This window comes from Phytobacter diazotrophicus (genome assembly GCF_052061655.1).
Taxonomy (GTDB): Bacteria; Pseudomonadota; Gammaproteobacteria; order Enterobacterales; family Enterobacteriaceae; genus Phytobacter; species Phytobacter diazotrophicus.
The window spans coordinates 608,681-625,132 of record NZ_CM125428.1 but is presented as its reverse complement, the minus strand read 5'-3'; the positions used below and the strand labels follow the sequence as shown (position 1 = coordinate 625,132).

Genomic DNA, 16,452 nt, shown 5'->3' with positions numbered 1-16,452 from the left:
GACATAAAAAAAGGGCGTAAAGCCCAGTTATTCCGTAGTCAGATAACAAAAAACCCCGATAAATCGGGGCTTTAAATAACTGAACCCTATAGCCGCAACTGCGGCCTGGAGAACCTTCCGGGAGTATTTTTTTCAAATCCAGCGACGAAGGCGTTAAGTCTTCATAGTATATTTGAAAAAGAACACTTAGGGAAAGTGGTTGCGGGGGCCGGATTTGAACCGACGACCTTCGGGTTATGAGCCCGACGAGCTACCAGGCTGCTCCACCCCGCGCCTGAAACGTGGCAAATTCTACTCGGTTAGCAGAAGATTTGCAAATAATGCTGGGATTTGGTACCGAAGACGGGACGTATAATCTGCGTACATTATATTGATAAACATAACTATCTGTCAACCCTGACAGGTTTGCCTTTTATGCGCCCGGACTTGTATTATCATGCGCAATGGCGGATGCATTTTCAGAGGGCATTATCAGCCATTATTGCGATGAAAATTGCACTCTTCTCTTCCTGTCATCGCCAAAAGATGTTTAAATGAAAACTCATTTATTTTGCATAACCATTCACTATCGTAACAACGGTGAATGGTATTAAACATCATGGCGTGGCTGTTAAGTCTCTCACCATAGGTATATTAAGCAGGGATTTATTTTATGACGACGATTCTCAAGCATCTTCCGGTTGGTCAACGTATTGGTATCGCCTTCTCCGGGGGCCTGGATACCAGCGCGGCATTGCTGTGGATGCGCAAAAAAGGTGCCGTTCCTTACGCATACACTGCGAATCTGGGTCAACCGGACGAGGACGACTATGACGCAATTCCTCGTCGTGCAAAGGAATATGGCGCGGAGAATGCCCGCCTGATCGACTGCCGTAAGCAGCTGGTTGCCGAAGGCATTGCCGCAATTCAATGCGGTGCGTTTCATAACACAACGGGCGGCCTGACCTACTTCAACACCACCCCGCTCGGTCGTGCGGTAACCGGTACCATGCTCGTTGCTGCAATGAAAGAAGATGGCGTTAACATCTGGGGCGATGGCAGTACCTATAAAGGTAATGATATTGAGCGCTTCTATCGTTATGGCCTGTTGACCAACGCCGAGCTGAAAATCTATAAGCCGTGGCTGGACACCGATTTTATTGATGAGCTGGGCGGCCGTCAGGAAATGTCCGAATTCATGATCGCCTGTGGTTTCGACTACAAAATGTCCGTGGAAAAAGCGTATTCCACCGACTCGAACATGCTCGGCGCAACGCATGAAGCGAAGGACCTCGAATTCCTGAACTCCAGTGTGAAGATCGTAAACCCGATCATGGGTGTTAAGTTCTGGGATGAAAATGTAAAAATCCCGGCAGAAGAAGTGACCGTACGTTTTGAGCAAGGCCATCCGGTTGCCCTGAACGGTAAAACGTTTAGCGATGACGTTGAGCTAATGATGGAAGCTAACCGGATCGGTGGTCGTCACGGTCTGGGCATGAGCGACCAGATTGAAAACCGTATCATCGAAGCGAAAAGCCGCGGCATCTATGAAGCGCCGGGGATGGCATTGCTGCATATCGCCTATGAGCGTCTGCTGACCGGTATTCACAACGAAGACACTATTGAGCAGTATCATGCGCATGGTCGTCAGTTGGGTCGCTTGCTGTATCAGGGTCGCTGGTTCGACTCCCAGGCACTGATGCTGCGTGACGGTCTGCAACGCTGGGTTGCAAGCCAGATTACGGGCGAAGTGACGCTGGAACTGCGTCGCGGTAACGACTACTCCATCCTGAATACTGTGTCTGATAACCTGACTTATAAGCCAGAACGTCTGACCATGGAGAAAGGTGATTCCGTGTTCTCTCCGGATGATCGTATTGGTCAGCTGACAATGCGTAACCTGGACATTACCGATACACGTGAAAAACTGTTCGGTTATGCGCAGTCCGGTCTTCTTTCATCCTCTTCTGCGACAGGTCTGCCGCAGGTAGAAAATCTGGAAAAAAAAGCTAAATAAGCGCTGATCAAAAATGAGAAAAGCCGCGAAAGCGGCTTTTTTTATGCCACGCATTTATGCAGTAACATCACGCCGTGGAGACGATAGCCATCAACCCGTGTCCGAGTCACATACATTCAGGTGCATGGACTTTTCTACAGACGAAAAAAAAGACGCTTATTAGCGTCTTTCTTTCGGAATATTGGTACCGAGGATGGGACTCGAACCCACAAGCCCGTTAGGGCACTACCACCTCAAGGTAGCGTGTCTACCAATTCCACCACCTCGGTACGACGACTTCTTATTTCGGGATATCGCTGCTCGGCTGCGCCGGAGCTGCTGGCTGAGTCTGCTCAGTTTGAGCCGGAGCACTCAGTCTTTCCCACTCACTTCCTTTATTGGTTTTGTTGGTATTAATGTTACCCAGCACCAGACTGATGATGAAGAACAGTGTCGCCAACACAGCGGTCATACGGGTCATGAAGTTACCAGAACCACTTGAACCGAACAACGTTGCAGAAGCGCCTGCGCCAAATGAGGCTCCCATATCAGCGCCTTTACCTTGCTGCAGCATGATCAAACCAACAAGGCCAATTGCCACAATAAGGAAAACAACTAAAAGAGCTTCGTACATAATCAACCTGTTCCTTGCGGGGTTGCCGCATGCCAATGCTTCAAACCAATAAAAGTGGGGTTGTTAATGTTTCCCACTGAAGCGGGTGTGAATACTAACCAAAGCGAATCACCTTCGCAAGGCCATTTTAATCGCATTTTATCAAGTGAGGAAAAAAACAGCAAAAATGGAGATGCCGCGCATTAAAAAGGCAGCAAACGCCGCCTTTTTAGACACTTAATGACCGTTAAACCGCTTTAACCGCATCGGCGATACGGTTGGCAAACGCGACAACGTGCTCTTCAACCTCGCCTTCCACCATGACGCGAATCAGTGGTTCAGTGCCGGATTTACGCAACAGCACGCGGCCTCGATTCCCCAGTGCCGCTTCAACCTCCGCGGTCACGCTTTTAACCTGCTCATTTTCAAGCGGATCAATATCACTGGAGGTATAACGCACATTCACCAGTACCTGAGGGAACATTGTCATACCGCTGCACAAATCATGCAGACTCATATGATTACGCACCATCGCCGCCACAACCTGCAAGCCCGCGACAATGCCATCGCCTGTCGTGGTTTTGTCCAGCAGAATGACGTGGCCCGAATTCTCCGCACCAAGGCGCCAACCTTTCTCCTGCAATTTCTCCAGGACATAGCGGTCGCCCACTTTCGCACGTGCAAACGGAATACCGAGCTGTTTGAGCGCCAGCTCCAGCCCCATATTGCTCATCAGTGTACCGACAGCGCCGCCGCGCAGTTGGCCCTGACGCAGGGCTTCGCGAGCGATGATATAGAGAATTTGGTCACCATCGACTTTGTTGCCTTCGTGGTCAACCATGATCACGCGGTCACCGTCGCCATCAAAAGCGATGCCTAAATCTGCTTTTTCATTCAGGACGCGTTGCTGCAATGCCCGGACATCCGTTGCGCCGCAGTTTTCATTAATGTTGACGCCATCAGGCTCGCAACCCATTGCGATCACTTTCGCCCCCAGCTCACGGAAGACACTCGGGGCAATGTGGTAGGTAGCGCCATTCGCGCAGTCCACAACGATTTTAAGCGTGTTCAGGCTGAGCTCGTTCGGGAATGTGGCTTTGCAAAATTCGATATAACGGCCAGCGGCATCCACAATACGGCTGGCTTTCCCCAGCTCTGCAGAATCCACGCAGGTCAGTTCTTTCTCCATTTCAGCTTCAATGGCTTCTTCTACCGCGTCCGGTAGCTTGGTACCGTCGATAGAAAAGAACTTAATGCCGTTGTCATAGAAAGGGTTATGTGATGCGGAGATGACAATCCCCGCCTCCGCACGAAACGTACGGGTCAGGTATGCCACTGCGGGAGTGGGCATCGGCCCGGTAAAAGAGGCTGATAATCCCGCAGCAGCGAGACCCGCTTCGAGTGCAGATTCCAGCATATATCCGGAAATTCGGGTGTCTTTGCCAATAATAATTTTGCGTGAGCCATGACGGGCCAGCACCTTACCAGCCGCCCAGCCCAGCTTAAGCACAAAGTCAGGGGTAATTGGCGCATCACCAACGCGACCACGGATGCCATCGGTGCCAAAATATTTACGATTACTCATAGCGTTTGTTTTCCTTCGCTGACGCTGACAGTGTGGCTTCCACCACCCGCATGGCTTCAACCGTTTCTTTTACATCGTGGACACGAATAATGTGCGCACCTTGCATGGCGGCAATCACCGCACATGCCAGGCTACCACTCAATCTTTCGTTCGGGCCAACATTCAGTAACTGGCCAACCATCGATTTACGCGACATTCCTACCAACAGAGGCAGGTTAAAATGATGAAACTCCGCCAGGCGGGCGAGGAGCGCGTAGTTGTGTGAGAGATTTTTACCGAAACCAAATCCAGGGTCGAGTAACAATTTCTCTTTTGAGATACCTGCCCGCTCGCAACGGGCAATATGATTTATAAAGAAGCTGTGCACATCCGTAAATACGTCATCATACTTAGGTGCTTCCTGCATCGTTTTTGGTTGGCCCTGCATATGCATCAGGCAAACAGGCAAACCTGTTTCTGCAGCGGCTTCCAGCGCGCCGGGTTCAGTCAGCGAACGGATATCATTGATGATATGCGCCCCTACTCTTGCCGACTCACGGATAACGTCGGGTTTAGAGGTGTCGACAGAAATCCACACTTCAAAGCGCTGCGCTATCGCTTCGACGACCGGAATAACGCGCTCGAGCTCTTCCTCTACACTGACATCTGCCGCCCCCGGACGCGTAGATTCGCCACCGACATCTACAATCGTTGCGCCAGCATTAATCATCAGATTGGCATGCCTGACCGCCTCGACCAACGTGTTATGCGTTCCGCCATCGGAAAAAGAATCCGGCGTTACATTGAGAATTCCCATCACATGCGGATGAGAAAGATCGAGGGTGGTGCCCTGGGCATGCAATTTCATGACGTAAAACCTTTTTGAATATTTAGTTGTGCAAAAAAGAAAAACCCCGGAGCAAGCCCCAGGGTTTCAGCAAAAGAACACATTATCGACAATAAAAAACTTACTTGTCGCCCAACTGTTCAGACATCGTGTTACCCGGGTTCGGCGTACGCGGTTCATCTACCGGACGCGGTGCACGCGGAGTGCCATTGCTGTCAGAATTGTTGGTGCCTGGTTCTTCCCAGCCAGCAGGCGGGCGAACATCACGGCGAGCCATCAGATCATCAATCTGCGGCGCGTCGATGGTCTCATATTTCATGAGCGCATCTTTCATCGCGTGCAGGATGTCCATGTTTTCATTCAGGAGCTGACGCGCACGATTGTAATTACGTTCAATCAGCGATTTCACTTCCTGGTCGATGATACGCGCGGTCTCATCGGACATATGTTTGGCTTTCGCGACGCTACGGCCGAGGAATACTTCACCTTCTTCTTCGGCGTACAGCAACGGACCGAGTTTGTCAGAGAAGCCCCACTGCGTCACCATGTTGCGTGCCAGGTTGGTCGCGACTTTAATGTCGTTCGACGCGCCGGTAGAAACATGTTCAACGCCGTAGATGATCTCTTCTGCCAAACGACCGCCGTACAGCGTGGAGATCTGGCTTTCCAGCTTCTGACGGCTGGCGCTGATTGCGTCACCCTCAGGCAGGAAGAAGGTCACACCCAGCGCACGACCGCGCGGAATAATCGTCACTTTATGCACCGGATCGTGTTCCGGCACCAGACGACCAATAATCGCATGGCCCGCCTCGTGGTAAGCGGTAGATTCTTTCTGCGCTTCCGTCATCACCATGGAGCGGCGTTCCGCACCCATCATGATTTTGTCTTTCGCTTTTTCGAACTCAACCATTGAAACGACGCGCTTGTTGCCACGAGCAGCAAACAGCGCTGCCTCGTTCACCAGGTTCGCCAGATCAGCACCGGAGAAGCCTGGTGTACCACGCGCGATAATTGCCGCATCAATATCCGGAGAGAGCGGTACGCGACGCATATGCACTTTCAGGATTTGCTCACGACCGCGAACATCCGGCAGACCCACAACGACCTGGCGGTCAAAGCGGCCCGGACGCAACAGCGCAGGGTCAAGAACGTCCGGACGGTTAGTCGCAGCAATAACGATGATACCTTCGTTACCTTCGAAACCATCCATCTCAACCAACATCTGGTTCAGCGTCTGCTCGCGTTCATCGTGACCACCGCCTAAGCCAGCGCCACGCTGGCGACCGACGGCGTCGATTTCATCGATGAAGATAATGCATGGTGCCGCTTTTTTGGCTTGTTCGAACATGTCACGCACACGGGATGCGCCAACACCAACGAACATTTCCACAAAGTCAGAACCGGAAATGGTAAAGAAGGGAACCTTCGCTTCACCCGCGATAGCTTTTGCGAGCAGCGTTTTACCGGTACCCGGAGGGCCGACCATCAGGACGCCTTTCGGGATTTTACCGCCCAGCTTCTGGAAGCGGCTCGGCTCACGCAGGTACTCAACCAGTTCACCCACTTCTTCTTTCGCTTCGTCACAGCCTGCGACATCGGCAAAAGTGGTTTTGATCTGATCTTCCGTCAACATTCGCGCTTTGCTTTTACCGAACGACATGGCGCCTTTGCCACCGCCGCCCTGCATTTGGCGCATAAAGAATATCCAGACCCCAATCAGCAACAGCATCGGGAACCAGGAAATAAAGATTGAAGCCAGCAGGCTCGGTTCTTCCGGCGGCTCGCCAACCACTTTGACGTTTTTAGTCAGCAGGTTATCAAGCAGTTTCGGATCGTTCACCGGGATGTAAGTCGTGTAACGGTTACTATCTTTCTTGGTAACGTTGATCTCACGTCCGTTGATACGCGCTTCGCGAACCTGGTCCTGATTGACCTCCTGCAGGAAGGTAGAATAATCCACCTTACGGCCATTAGACTCGCTGGGCCCAAAGCTCTGGAATACTGACATCAGCACAACGGCAATGACCAGCCAGAGTATTAGGTTTTTCGCCATGTCACTCAAGGGATTAACCTCATATTACAACTGTGTTAAAAACAGCGTCAGGTTACTATAGTTTTCGCCCGGTCGCTACAATGTACACTTCTCGTGAACGGGCACGGGAAGAGTCCGGCTTACGAACTTTCACTTTCGTAAACAGAGAGCGAATTTCCCTAAGGTACTCATCGAAACCTTCGCCCTGAAAGACTTTCACAACAAAACCACCACCAGGCGCTAACACATCCCGGCACATCTGCAGCGCCAGTTCCACCAGGTACATAGAGCGGGGAATATCAACTGCTGGAGTTCCGCTCATGTTTGGTGCCATATCTGACATGACAACTTGTACTTTACTGTCCCCGACTCGATCCAGTAATGCTTTCAGGACTAATTCATCACGAAAGTCACCCTGAAGAAAGTCCACACCAACGATTGGATCCATAGGTAAAAGATCACACGCGATGATACGGCCTGTGCCCCCGATTTGCGTGACCGCATATTGCGACCAGCCACCTGGAGCAGCACCGAGATCGACAACCGTCATTCCCGGCTTAAAAAGTTTGTCACTTTGCTGTATTTCATCAAGTTTAAACCAGGCACGGGAACGCAACCCTTTTTTCTGCGCCTGTTGAACATATTTATCGCTAAAGTGTTCCTGTAGCCAGCGACTCGAGCTGGCAGAACGCTTCTTACCTGTCATTTCACATTCCGTCTGGGTTCATCGTATACAGCAACGTAAAATTACACGCGGCGATTTGGTGATATATGGGAGATGGCGGTAGAATGACCCGTTTTCAATCCCAACGTAAGCAAAATATACGATGAATCTGAGTACTAAACAAAAACAGCACCTGAAAGGTCTGGCACATCCGCTCAAGCCTGTAGTTATGCTTGGCAATAATGGTTTGACCGAAGGGGTACTGGCCGAGATCGAACAAGCGTTAGAGCACCATGAACTTATCAAGGTCAAAATCGCTACCGAAGACCGCGAGACTAAGACCTTGATCGTGGAAGCTATTGTACGCGAAACCGGCGCCTGTAACGTACAGGTCATCGGTAAAACGCTGGTGCTTTATCGTCCTGCTAAAGAGCGCAAAATCTCGCTGCCGCGCTAAGAATATCCTTAATTGAACACAAAATCTGTGTAAAACGAGGGGTTTTCGCTAACAGACGAGCAAAATGCCATGCTCACTGAGTTGTTAAAAGGCCGCAATGCGGCCTTTTTCTTTTCTTTACAATACGTCAACAACTGCGGTTACCGAAATTATTCAGAGGTATTCCACTTTGATAATTTCGAATTCGACATCACCGCCCGGGGTGCGAATGACAACCACATCGTCTTGCTCTTTACCAATCAGACCACGCGCGATCGGAGAATTTACGGAGATCAGATTCTGCTTAAAGTCAGCTTCGTCGTCACCCACGATGCGATAAGTTTGCTCTTCCTCGGTATCCAGATTAAGCACACTTACCGTACTACCAAAAATCACACGTCCATTGTTCGGCATTTTAGTGATATCGATAACCTGTGCGTTGGACAGTTTCGCTTCGATATCTTTGATACGCCCTTCACAAAAGCCTTGCTGTTCGCGGGCAGCATGGTATTCCGCATTTTCTTTCAGGTCACCATGCTCACGCGCTTCCGCGATCGCGGCAATAATTTCAGGGCGGCGCACTGATTTCAAAAAATCCAGCTCTTCGCGCAGTTTTTCGGCACCACGTAAGGTCATCGGAATAGCTTGCATTTGTTATACCTCTTAAACATTCCTGTAAGGAGCAGTCTCCCGCCCCGGCTGCTATGTCTGCCCGGATTCAGGCGCATAACCCCCGACCAGAAGCAAAAGAAAACTGACCCGGAGACAAAGCCCCAGGTCAGCAGTAATTTTTCAATTTGATACGCATTTTACCCGGAAGTTCACTATGGGTCATCGTTTACTTTCCGGGTCGATGCGCCGTAGTATGACGGCTTGTTTCCAGGTTGTTAGCGCGAGATTATGCGATTTTCCAGATTTTTCATCGGATTGACCACAAGTATAGCCCTGAATGCCCAGGCCGCGAATGTCGACGAGTACATTAACCAACTACCGGACGGCGCAAACCTTGCCCTCATGGTGCAAAAGGTGGGTGCACAAGAACCGGACATTGATTATCACGGCAAGCAAATGGCTTTACCGGCGAGTACGCAAAAAGTCATTACCGCGCTGGCTGCTTTATTACAGCTTGGCCCTGATTTCCGTTTCACCACCACGCTGGAGAGCAAAGGTACGGTTACCGATGGTGTGTTGAAAGGGGACTTAGTGGCGAGATTTGGCGGCGATCCGACGTTAAAACGTCAGAATATCCGCAATATGGTCGCAATCCTGAAAAAATCCGGTGTGCAAAAAATCGAGGGTAATGTTCTTATCGATACATCGATTTTTGCCAGCCATGACAAAGCCCCCGGCTGGCCATGGAACGACATGACCCAGTGTTTCAGCGCCCCGCCCGCCGCCGCTATTGTCGACCGCAACTGTTTCTCTGTTTCGTTATACAGCGCGCAGAAACCCGGCGACCTCGCCTATATCCGCGTCGCATCGTACTACCCCGTGAACATGTTCAGCCAGGTTCGTACGCTGGCACGCGGCTCATCCGAAGGGCAATACTGCGAACTGGATGTTGTACCAGGCGATTTAAACCGCTTCACGCTCACCGGTTGCCTGCCACAACGTACTGACCCGCTTCCCCTGGCTTTTGCTATTCAGGACGGCGCCAGTTATGCGGGGGCCATAATCAAGGCAGAACTTAAGGATGCTGGCATTACCTATACGGGGACCCTGCTGCGCCAGACCCAAGTCAACGAACCTGGTACAGTTATCGCCAGCACGCAATCGGCTCCTTTGCACGATTTGCTGAAAATCATGCTGAAAAAATCGGACAACATGATTGCCGATACCGTTTTCCGCATGATTGGTCATGCCCACTTTGGCGTACCGGGAACCTGGCGCGCCGGTTCTGATGCTGTTCGTCAAATTCTGCGTCAGCAAGCCGGTGTGGATATCGGAAACACGATTATTGCGGATGGCTCCGGCCTGTCGCGCCATAATCTGATTGCTCCTGCCACCATGATGCAGGTACTCCAGTATATTGCCCAGCATGACAGCGAGCTTAACTACATCTCCATGCTACCGCTTGCGGGCTATGATGGCTCATTGCAGTATCGCGCGGGCCTGCATGAGGCTGGTGTGGACGGCAAGGTATCCGCCAAAACAGGTTCACTGCAAGGTGTTTACAACCTGGCAGGCTTTATCACTACCGCCAGTGGGCAGCGAATGGCCTTCGTGCAATATCTGTCAGGTTATGCGGTAGAACCCGCCGATCAGCGTAACCGCCGTATTCCACTGGTTCGCTTTGAAAGCCGTCTGTACAAAGACATCTACCAGAACAATTAATAAAAAAGCCGGGTAGCGTTAACGCTTTCCCGGCTCAGAGTGCCTGTAGCCCCGTCAGGCTTGCGCATGCGGGGAAGTAGCAGAATCAGTGCTTGTAGATGAACTCAACGCCTTCTTCGTCATCTTCATCCCAGTCATCATCATCCAGATCGTCTTCTTCAGTTTCTTCAAGCTGCTGACGGTGGTAATCGTCCCACATAAACTCGACTTTCTCTGGCTGCTTCTCTTCCTGCGCCTGAGTGATCGGATTTTCGATGATAAAGGTCATCACATCCCAGCAGAGATCCTTAACACCTTGCTGACTGGCCGCAGAGATAAGGTAATATTTATCTTCCCAGCCCAATGCTTCGGCGATCTCTTTGGCTTTGGCTTCTGCTGTGGCTTTGTCCATCAGGTCAATTTTATTGAAGACCAGCCAACGCGGTTTAGCCGCCAGTTTTTCGCTGTATTTTTCCAGCTCGCCAATGATGATCCGCGCGTTATCAACCGGATCAGAGCCGTCAATCGGATCGATATCGATCAGATGCAGCAATACGCGGCAGCGCTCAAGATGCTTGAGGAAGCGAATGCCCAGACCGGCGCCTTCGGATGCCCCTTCAATCAGCCCCGGGATGTCCGCGACAACAAAGCTTTTTTCGTTATCCATACGCACGACGCCAAGGCTTGGCACCAGTGTGGTAAACGGATAGTCAGCCACTTTAGGTTTTGCCGCAGAAACCGCACGGATGAACGTCGATTTGCCCGCATTCGGCATACCCAGCATCCCCACATCCGCCAGCAGCATCAGCTCCAGCATGAGGTCGCGTTTATCACCCGGCGTACCCATCGTCTTCTGACGCGGCGTACGGTTAACGGATGATTTGAAACGGGTATTACCCAGACCGTGCCAGCCGCCTTTCGCCACCATCAGACGCTGTCCGTGTTTGGTCATATCGCCCATGGTTTCGCCAGTGCCCTGGTCAATCACACGCGTCCCCACAGGTACTTTCACCGTCACATCTTTACCGCGTTTACCTGTGCAGTCACGGCTTTGACCGTTCTGCCCACGTTCAGCGCGGAAAGATTTTTCAAAGCGGTAGTCAATCAGGGTGTTCAGGTTCTCGTCTGCTTCAAGCCAGACGTCGCCACCATCACCACCGTCACCGCCATCCGGGCCACCGTTGGGAATGTATTTTTCGCGACGGAAGCTCACACAACCGTTACCACCGTCACCCGCCACGACCAGAATGACCGCTTCATCAACAAACTTCATTTTACTCTCCGTAACTCATTCGCCTGAGCGGGGCAAAGTGACAATCACTTCACGCTTGCGCCAGAGTCCCCAAAGACGATGGCCAATGGCGGAATACATTGCTCCCGCAACCACGACAAACGCACCGAGATAACCGATAAGGTTTAACATCGGTCTGGCGAAAACATCGGGCCAGGCCATTGATAATAAATCTGAAAACAACAGCGTAAACAGCGGCGTCAGGGTGATGAGCGCGCTTACCTGCGCGGCCTGCCAGCGCGCCATTGCTTCTGCCAGTGCGCCATAGCCAACCAGTGTATTCAGGCCACAAAAAAACAGACACGCAAGTTGCCAGTTGCTGAGCTGGGAAATCACTCCGGGCCTGGCCAACGGCAGTAACGCTATTGTACATAAAGTGTACAGCAAAAAGAGTATCTGTTGTGAAGCCAGACGCCTCAATAATACTTTTTGCGCGACACCATAACTGACCCAAACCGTTGCCGCCCCGACACCGAAAATAACGCCCCAGGTGTAGTCGGTCAGTTTGGTAAAAATCTCTATCAGGCTGGTATTGAAAAACATGACCAGCCCACAAAGCAACATAATTGCGCCTATCACCTGCGTCCCGCGCATCTTCTCTTTCAGGATAAAGACGCTGGCTACCATCATGCCGACCGGTGAAAGCTGACCAATCACCTGGGACGCCGTGGGGCTAAGATATTGCAGGGAAGAGCTAAACAGGATGAAGTTACCGAACAGACCGCCCGTCGCAATAGCCAGCATTACCAGCCAGCGCGGCTTACGAAAGATACGCAGCGGTGGAAGCTTGCCTTTAACGGCCAGAATGGCCCCCAGACCAATACTCGCCATTAGAAAGCGATAAAACACTACCGTCGGGGGTTCCATCACTGTCAGCACCTGTTTCATTGCAATTGGCAGTGCCCCCCAACACATTGCGGTGGTGAGCGCCAAAAGGATACCAATGCCAGCCTGCTGCTTCATGCCCGTTTACCCTACAGAAACTTTTCCGGACTTCTAATGTAAAAAGCCCCGCAACGTGTTGCGGGGCTTTCATCCGTTACCGGACCACGAAAAACTTACTCAGCAACGATGCTGATGTATTTACGGTTGTTCGGGCCTTTAACTTCAAATTTCACTTTACCGTCTGCTTTAGCAAACAGAGTGTGGTCACGACCGCAACCTACGTTAGTACCAGCGTGGAATTTGGTGCCACGTTGACGAACGATGATGCTACCCGCCAGAACGGATTCGCCACCGAAACGCTTAACGCCGAGGCGTTTAGCTTCTGAATCGCGACCGTTACGAGTTGAGCCGCCAGCCTTTTTATGTGCCATTTAAATCTACTCCTCAGGTCTTAGGCGCTGATGCCAGTGATTTTCACATCAGTGAACCACTGACGATGGCCCTGTTGCTTACGATAGTGTTTACGACGACGAAACTTAACGATTTTAACTTTCTCGCCACGACCGTGAGCAACAACTTCAGCTTTGATTACGCCGCCATCAACGAAAGGAACGCCGATTTTGACTTCTTCACCGTTTGCGATCATCAGAACTTCAGCGAATTCAACAGATTCGCCAGTTGCGATGTCCAGCTTTTCCAGGCGAACGGTCTGACCTTCGCTTACTCGGTGTTGTTTACCACCACTTTGGAAAACCGCGTACATAAAAAACTCCGCTTCCGCGCACATCATCGTGTGATTCAGAGTGCGCTATAAATATTCACAATAGGGCGCGAATATTACGCAAAACGCGAGCCTTTGACAAGAGCGATCGTCAATCCATGCAGAAAAAAAACACAATGCGTAGGGTAACGTTTATCTGGCGCGTTTTTTCAGTACAATCAACAATACTATTCTAACCCGTAACCCTTCGTTATCCCATTTTGATATGTGGTAAACAGGACTGAAAGCCCGGCTTTTGCGATGAATTTAGAAAAAATCAATGAGTTAACCGCGCAAGATATGGCGGGTGTTAATGCGACAATCCTGCAACAGCTCAACTCTGATGTTCAGCTAATCAACCAGTTGGGTTATTACATTGTTAGCGGCGGCGGTAAACGTATCCGTCCAATGATTGCCGTACTGGCAGCGCGTGCCGTTGGCTACGAAGGCAACGCGCATGTGACCATCGCCGCGTTAATCGAATTTATCCACACGGCGACGCTGCTCCACGACGATGTTGTGGATGAATCAGATATGCGCCGCGGCAAAGCCACCGCTAACGCTGCGTTTGGTAACGCGGCCAGCGTACTGGTCGGTGATTTTATTTACACCCGCGCCTTTCAGATGATGACCAGCCTTGGCTCGCTAAAAGTACTGGAAGTCATGTCCGAAGCGGTGAATGTAATAGCCGAAGGTGAAGTTCTGCAGCTGATGAATGTCAATGACCCGAACATCACCGAAGAGAACTACATGCGCGTAATTTACAGCAAGACCGCGCGTCTGTTTGAAGCGGCAGCCCAGTGTTCTGGTTTGCTGGCGGGTTGCAGTGACGCACAAGAAAAAGCGTTGCAGGATTATGGTCGCTATCTGGGTACTGCCTTCCAGCTCATCGATGATTTGCTGGACTACAGTGCAGATGGTGAAACGCTGGGTAAAAACACCGGCGATGACCTCAACGAAGGTAAACCGACTCTCCCCTTGTTGCATGCGATGCACAATGGCACTGCAGAGCAGGCACAGATGATTCGTGAAGCCATCGAGCAGGGCAACGGACGACATCTTCTGGAACCTGTTCTGGAAGCTATGGCAGCCTGTGGTTCACTGGAATGGACGCGTCGTCGCGCTGAGGAAGAGGCGGATAAAGCTATCGCTGCTCTACAGATTCTTCCGGACTCCCCATGGCGCGAAGCCCTCATTGGCCTGGCCCATATCGCGGTCCAGCGCGATCACTGATCATCTCGCTTTCCCGCTAACAACGGGAAAGCGCCATTAAGTTCCTATAAAAATCAATTTACATTCAAAAAACCACGCTTTGCAGCCCTGGTGAATTCTTAAAGCTATCGTTCTTACTTGAACTTTTTAGAGCAAAAGCTCTTATATAAGCATGATAAGTACTCAACATATTGCCATCACGTTTTAATGGCTTTCACCAGGGAGAGAAAATGGAAAGTAAATTCATTGACTGGCACCCGGCGGATATCATTGCCGGACTGCATAAAAAAGGGACATCACTGGCCGCAGAATCACGCAAGTGTGGTTTGAGTTCATCGACGCTGGCGAACGCGCTAACACGCTCCTGGCCAAAAGGAGAGCTCATCATTGCCCGCGCGCTGGATACCGATCCCTGGGTGATATGGCCATCGCGCTATCACGATCCCGTAACCCATGAATTTATCGACAGAACCAGCATGATGCGGCAAAGGAAGCCAAAATAAACAGGATAACCCCCTTCCCGAAACGGGTTGGGGGTTTTAGTGCAAAGAGGGATTATTCGCCTTTTACGCGCTCAATATGGGCGCCCAGCGCACTCAGCTTGTCTTCAATGCGTTCGTAACCGCGATCGATATGGTAAATACGATCCACGATTGTCGTCCCTTCCGCAATACAACCCGCCAGCACGAGGCTTGCAGACGCGCGCAGGTCGGTCGCCATCACTTGCGCGCCGGAGAGTTTTTCAACGCCGTGACAAATCGCGGTGTTGCTTTCGATTTCCGCATGCGCGCCCATACGAATCAGTTCCGGGATGTGCATAAAACGGTTTTCGAAGATCGTCTCGGTGATCACACCCGTGCCTTCCGCAACCAGGTTCAGCAATGTGAACTGTGCCTGCATGTCTGTCGGGAACGCCGGGTGCGGCGCAGTGCGCACGTTGACGGCCTTCGGACGCTTACCATGCATATCCAGGCTTACCCAGTCGTCGCCCACTTCGATTTCCGCACCGGCTTCGCGCAGCTTAGCCAGCACGGCGTCAAGGGTATCGGGTTTCGCGTTACGGCAGACGATTTTGCCACCAGAGATTGCGGCAGCCACCAGGAAGGTACCTGTTTCAATGCGGTCCGGCAGCACACGATAGACACCGCCGCCCAGACGCTCAACCCCTTCAATGGTGACATGGTCGGTACCCTGACCACTGATTTTCGCCCCCAGCGCATTGAGGAAGTTCGCAGTATCAACGATTTCCGGCTCACGCGCAGCGTTTTCGATGATAGTTGTCCCCTCAGCCAGGGTTGCCGCCGTCATAATGGTGACGGTCGCGCCGACGCTGACCTTATCCATGACGATATGCGCGCCTTTCAGGCGACCATTAACGCTCGCTTTGACATAACCTTCTTCCAGCTTAATTTCTGCACCAAGCTGTTCCAGACCCGTGATATGCAGATCTACCGGACGCGCGCCAATGGCACAGCCCCCCGGTAAGGAAACCTGCCCCTGACCAAAACGCGCGACCAGTGGTCCCAGCGCCCAGATAGAGGCACGCATGGTTTTGACCAGATCGTAAGGCGCGCAGAATACGTTAACCTTGCTTGCATCGATCCAGACTGACCCGTTGCGTTCAACTTTGGTACCCAGCTGGCTCAGCAGCTTCATGGTGGTATCAATGTCTTTCAGTTTCGGAACGTTGCGGATCTCTACCGGTTCTTCTGCCAGCAGTGCGGCAAAAAGGATCGGTAACGCGGCGTTTTTAGCACCTGAAATTGTGACTTCGCCCTGGAGCCGGGTTGGCCCCTGTACACGAAACTTATCCATTCATCTGATCTCTGTTAAGAATTCACACGCGCTGCGGGCGTAATA

General features: G+C 51.4%; 16 protein-coding genes and 2 tRNA genes. 5 read left to right on the top strand and 13 right to left on the bottom strand.

The features are described 5' to 3' along the window. Positions 1–196: 196 nt before the first annotated feature. Positions 197–273, bottom strand: a tRNA-Met gene (locus tag ACS0RQ_RS03060). 379 nt (positions 274–652) lie between these two features. Between ACS0RQ_RS03060 and argG the strand changes: the two genes are divergently transcribed. After that, positions 653–1,996, top strand: coding sequence for an argininosuccinate synthase (gene argG / locus ACS0RQ_RS03055; protein WP_271849915.1), 1,344 nt, complete (start codon positions 653–655; stop codon positions 1,994–1,996). 182 nt (positions 1,997–2,178) lie between these two features. Here the strand turns inward: argG and ACS0RQ_RS03050 are convergent. From ACS0RQ_RS03050 to rlmE, 6 genes are all read right to left on the bottom strand, one after another. After that, positions 2,179–2,265 (bottom strand) — tRNA-Leu (locus ACS0RQ_RS03050). Between the two features lie 11 nt (positions 2,266–2,276). Further along, positions 2,277–2,609 (bottom strand): preprotein translocase subunit SecG, encoded by a 333-nt coding sequence (gene secG / locus ACS0RQ_RS03045; RefSeq protein ID WP_071194444.1) that lies wholly within the window; start codon positions 2,607–2,609, stop codon positions 2,277–2,279. Positions 2,610–2,835: 226 nt separating this feature from the next. Continuing rightward, positions 2,836–4,173, bottom strand: coding sequence for a phosphoglucosamine mutase (gene glmM, locus ACS0RQ_RS03040; protein ID WP_271849914.1), 1,338 nt, complete (start codon positions 4,171–4,173; stop codon positions 2,836–2,838). Beyond that, positions 4,166–5,020 (bottom strand): dihydropteroate synthase, encoded by an 855-nt coding sequence (folP, locus tag ACS0RQ_RS03035; RefSeq protein WP_271849913.1) that lies wholly within the window; start codon positions 5,018–5,020, stop codon positions 4,166–4,168. The genes glmM and folP overlap by 8 nt, the downstream gene beginning before the upstream one ends. Before the next feature lie 100 nt (positions 5,021–5,120). Next, positions 5,121–7,052, bottom strand: a complete 1,932-nt coding sequence (ftsH, locus tag ACS0RQ_RS03030) for an ATP-dependent zinc metalloprotease FtsH (protein ID WP_039077472.1) — start codon at positions 7,050–7,052, stop codon at positions 5,121–5,123. Positions 7,053–7,107: 55 nt separating this feature from the next. After that, positions 7,108–7,737, bottom strand: coding sequence for a 23S rRNA (uridine(2552)-2'-O)-methyltransferase RlmE (gene rlmE / locus ACS0RQ_RS03025; protein WP_039077471.1), 630 nt, complete (start codon positions 7,735–7,737; stop codon positions 7,108–7,110). Between the two features lie 121 nt (positions 7,738–7,858). On the opposite strand from rlmE, the gene yhbY reads away from it, so the two are divergent. Next, complete coding sequence (yhbY, locus tag ACS0RQ_RS03020; protein ID WP_039077470.1) at positions 7,859–8,152, top strand: ribosome assembly RNA-binding protein YhbY; 294 nt, start codon at positions 7,859–7,861, stop codon at positions 8,150–8,152. A 153-nt stretch (positions 8,153–8,305) separates the two neighbouring features. On the opposite strand, the gene greA is transcribed toward yhbY, so the two are convergent. After that, positions 8,306–8,782 (bottom strand): transcription elongation factor GreA, encoded by a 477-nt coding sequence (gene greA / locus ACS0RQ_RS03015; RefSeq protein WP_039077469.1) that lies wholly within the window; start codon positions 8,780–8,782, stop codon positions 8,306–8,308. A gap of 249 nt (positions 8,783–9,031) precedes the next feature. Here greA and dacB point away from each other — a divergent pair, with 249 nt between their 5' ends. Further along, positions 9,032–10,465 (top strand): serine-type D-Ala-D-Ala carboxypeptidase, encoded by a 1,434-nt coding sequence (gene dacB, locus ACS0RQ_RS03010; RefSeq protein WP_039077468.1) that lies wholly within the window; start codon positions 9,032–9,034, stop codon positions 10,463–10,465. Between the two features lie 85 nt (positions 10,466–10,550). On the opposite strand, the gene cgtA is transcribed toward dacB, so the two are convergent. The 4 genes from cgtA to rplU form a co-directional block, all read right to left on the bottom strand. Beyond that, a complete protein-coding gene (gene cgtA / locus ACS0RQ_RS03005) occupies positions 10,551–11,717 on the bottom strand; it encodes an Obg family GTPase CgtA (RefSeq protein WP_271849912.1) in 1,167 nt (388 codons plus the stop codon). 15 nt (positions 11,718–11,732) lie between these two features. Then, positions 11,733–12,698 (bottom strand): DMT family transporter, encoded by a 966-nt coding sequence (locus ACS0RQ_RS03000; protein WP_271849911.1) that lies wholly within the window; start codon positions 12,696–12,698, stop codon positions 11,733–11,735. Between the two features lie 95 nt (positions 12,699–12,793). Then, positions 12,794–13,051, bottom strand: coding sequence for a 50S ribosomal protein L27 (rpmA, locus tag ACS0RQ_RS02995; protein ID WP_003861831.1), 258 nt, complete (start codon positions 13,049–13,051; stop codon positions 12,794–12,796). A 20-nt stretch (positions 13,052–13,071) separates the two neighbouring features. Then, positions 13,072–13,383, bottom strand: a complete 312-nt coding sequence (gene rplU, locus ACS0RQ_RS02990) for a 50S ribosomal protein L21 (RefSeq protein ID WP_003025032.1) — start codon at positions 13,381–13,383, stop codon at positions 13,072–13,074. 258 nt (positions 13,384–13,641) lie between these two features. Here rplU and ispB point away from each other — a divergent pair, with 258 nt between their 5' ends. Together ispB and sfsB are read left to right on the top strand one after the other, a co-directional pair. Beyond that, a complete protein-coding gene (gene ispB / locus ACS0RQ_RS02985; protein ID WP_039077465.1) occupies positions 13,642–14,613 on the top strand; it encodes an octaprenyl diphosphate synthase in 972 nt (323 codons plus the stop codon). Positions 14,614–14,822: 209 nt separating this feature from the next. Beyond that, positions 14,823–15,095 (top strand): DNA-binding transcriptional regulator SfsB, encoded by a 273-nt coding sequence (gene sfsB, locus ACS0RQ_RS02980; protein WP_039077464.1) that lies wholly within the window; start codon positions 14,823–14,825, stop codon positions 15,093–15,095. A 52-nt stretch (positions 15,096–15,147) separates the two neighbouring features. Here the strand turns inward: sfsB and murA are convergent, their stop codons facing one another. Then, positions 15,148–16,407 (bottom strand): UDP-N-acetylglucosamine 1-carboxyvinyltransferase, encoded by a 1,260-nt coding sequence (murA, locus tag ACS0RQ_RS02975; RefSeq protein ID WP_271849910.1) that lies wholly within the window; start codon positions 16,405–16,407, stop codon positions 15,148–15,150. Positions 16,408–16,452 lie beyond the last annotated feature (45 nt).

Coding starts and splice junctions, on each gene's coding strand:
- murA (WP_271849910.1), bottom strand. CDS start 16,407: ATGGATAAGTTTCGTGTACAGGGGCCAACCCGGCTCCAGGGCGAAGTC.
- glmM (WP_271849914.1), bottom strand. CDS start 4,173: ATGAGTAATCGTAAATATTTTGGCACCGATGGCATCCGTGGTCGCGTT.
- greA (WP_039077469.1), bottom strand. CDS start 8,782: ATGCAAGCTATTCCGATGACCTTACGTGGTGCCGAAAAACTGCGCGAA.
- yhbY (WP_039077470.1), top strand. CDS start 7,859: ATGAATCTGAGTACTAAACAAAAACAGCACCTGAAAGGTCTGGCACAT.
- ACS0RQ_RS03000 (WP_271849911.1), bottom strand. CDS start 12,698: ATGAAGCAGCAGGCTGGCATTGGTATCCTTTTGGCGCTCACCACCGCA.
- cgtA (WP_271849912.1), bottom strand. CDS start 11,717: ATGAAGTTTGTTGATGAAGCGGTCATTCTGGTCGTGGCGGGTGACGGT.
- folP (WP_271849913.1), bottom strand. CDS start 5,020: ATGAAATTGCATGCCCAGGGCACCACCCTCGATCTTTCTCATCCGCAT.
- ftsH (WP_039077472.1), bottom strand. CDS start 7,052: ATGGCGAAAAACCTAATACTCTGGCTGGTCATTGCCGTTGTGCTGATG.
- sfsB (WP_039077464.1), top strand. CDS start 14,823: ATGGAAAGTAAATTCATTGACTGGCACCCGGCGGATATCATTGCCGGA.
- dacB (WP_039077468.1), top strand. CDS start 9,032: ATGCGATTTTCCAGATTTTTCATCGGATTGACCACAAGTATAGCCCTG.
- rlmE (WP_039077471.1), bottom strand. CDS start 7,737: ATGACAGGTAAGAAGCGTTCTGCCAGCTCGAGTCGCTGGCTACAGGAA.
- ispB (WP_039077465.1), top strand. CDS start 13,642: ATGAATTTAGAAAAAATCAATGAGTTAACCGCGCAAGATATGGCGGGT.
- secG (WP_071194444.1), bottom strand. CDS start 2,609: ATGTACGAAGCTCTTTTAGTTGTTTTCCTTATTGTGGCAATTGGCCTT.
- argG (WP_271849915.1), top strand. CDS start 653: ATGACGACGATTCTCAAGCATCTTCCGGTTGGTCAACGTATTGGTATC.
- rpmA (WP_003861831.1), bottom strand. CDS start 13,051: ATGGCACATAAAAAGGCTGGCGGCTCAACTCGTAACGGTCGCGATTCA.
- rplU (WP_003025032.1), bottom strand. CDS start 13,383: ATGTACGCGGTTTTCCAAAGTGGTGGTAAACAACACCGAGTAAGCGAA.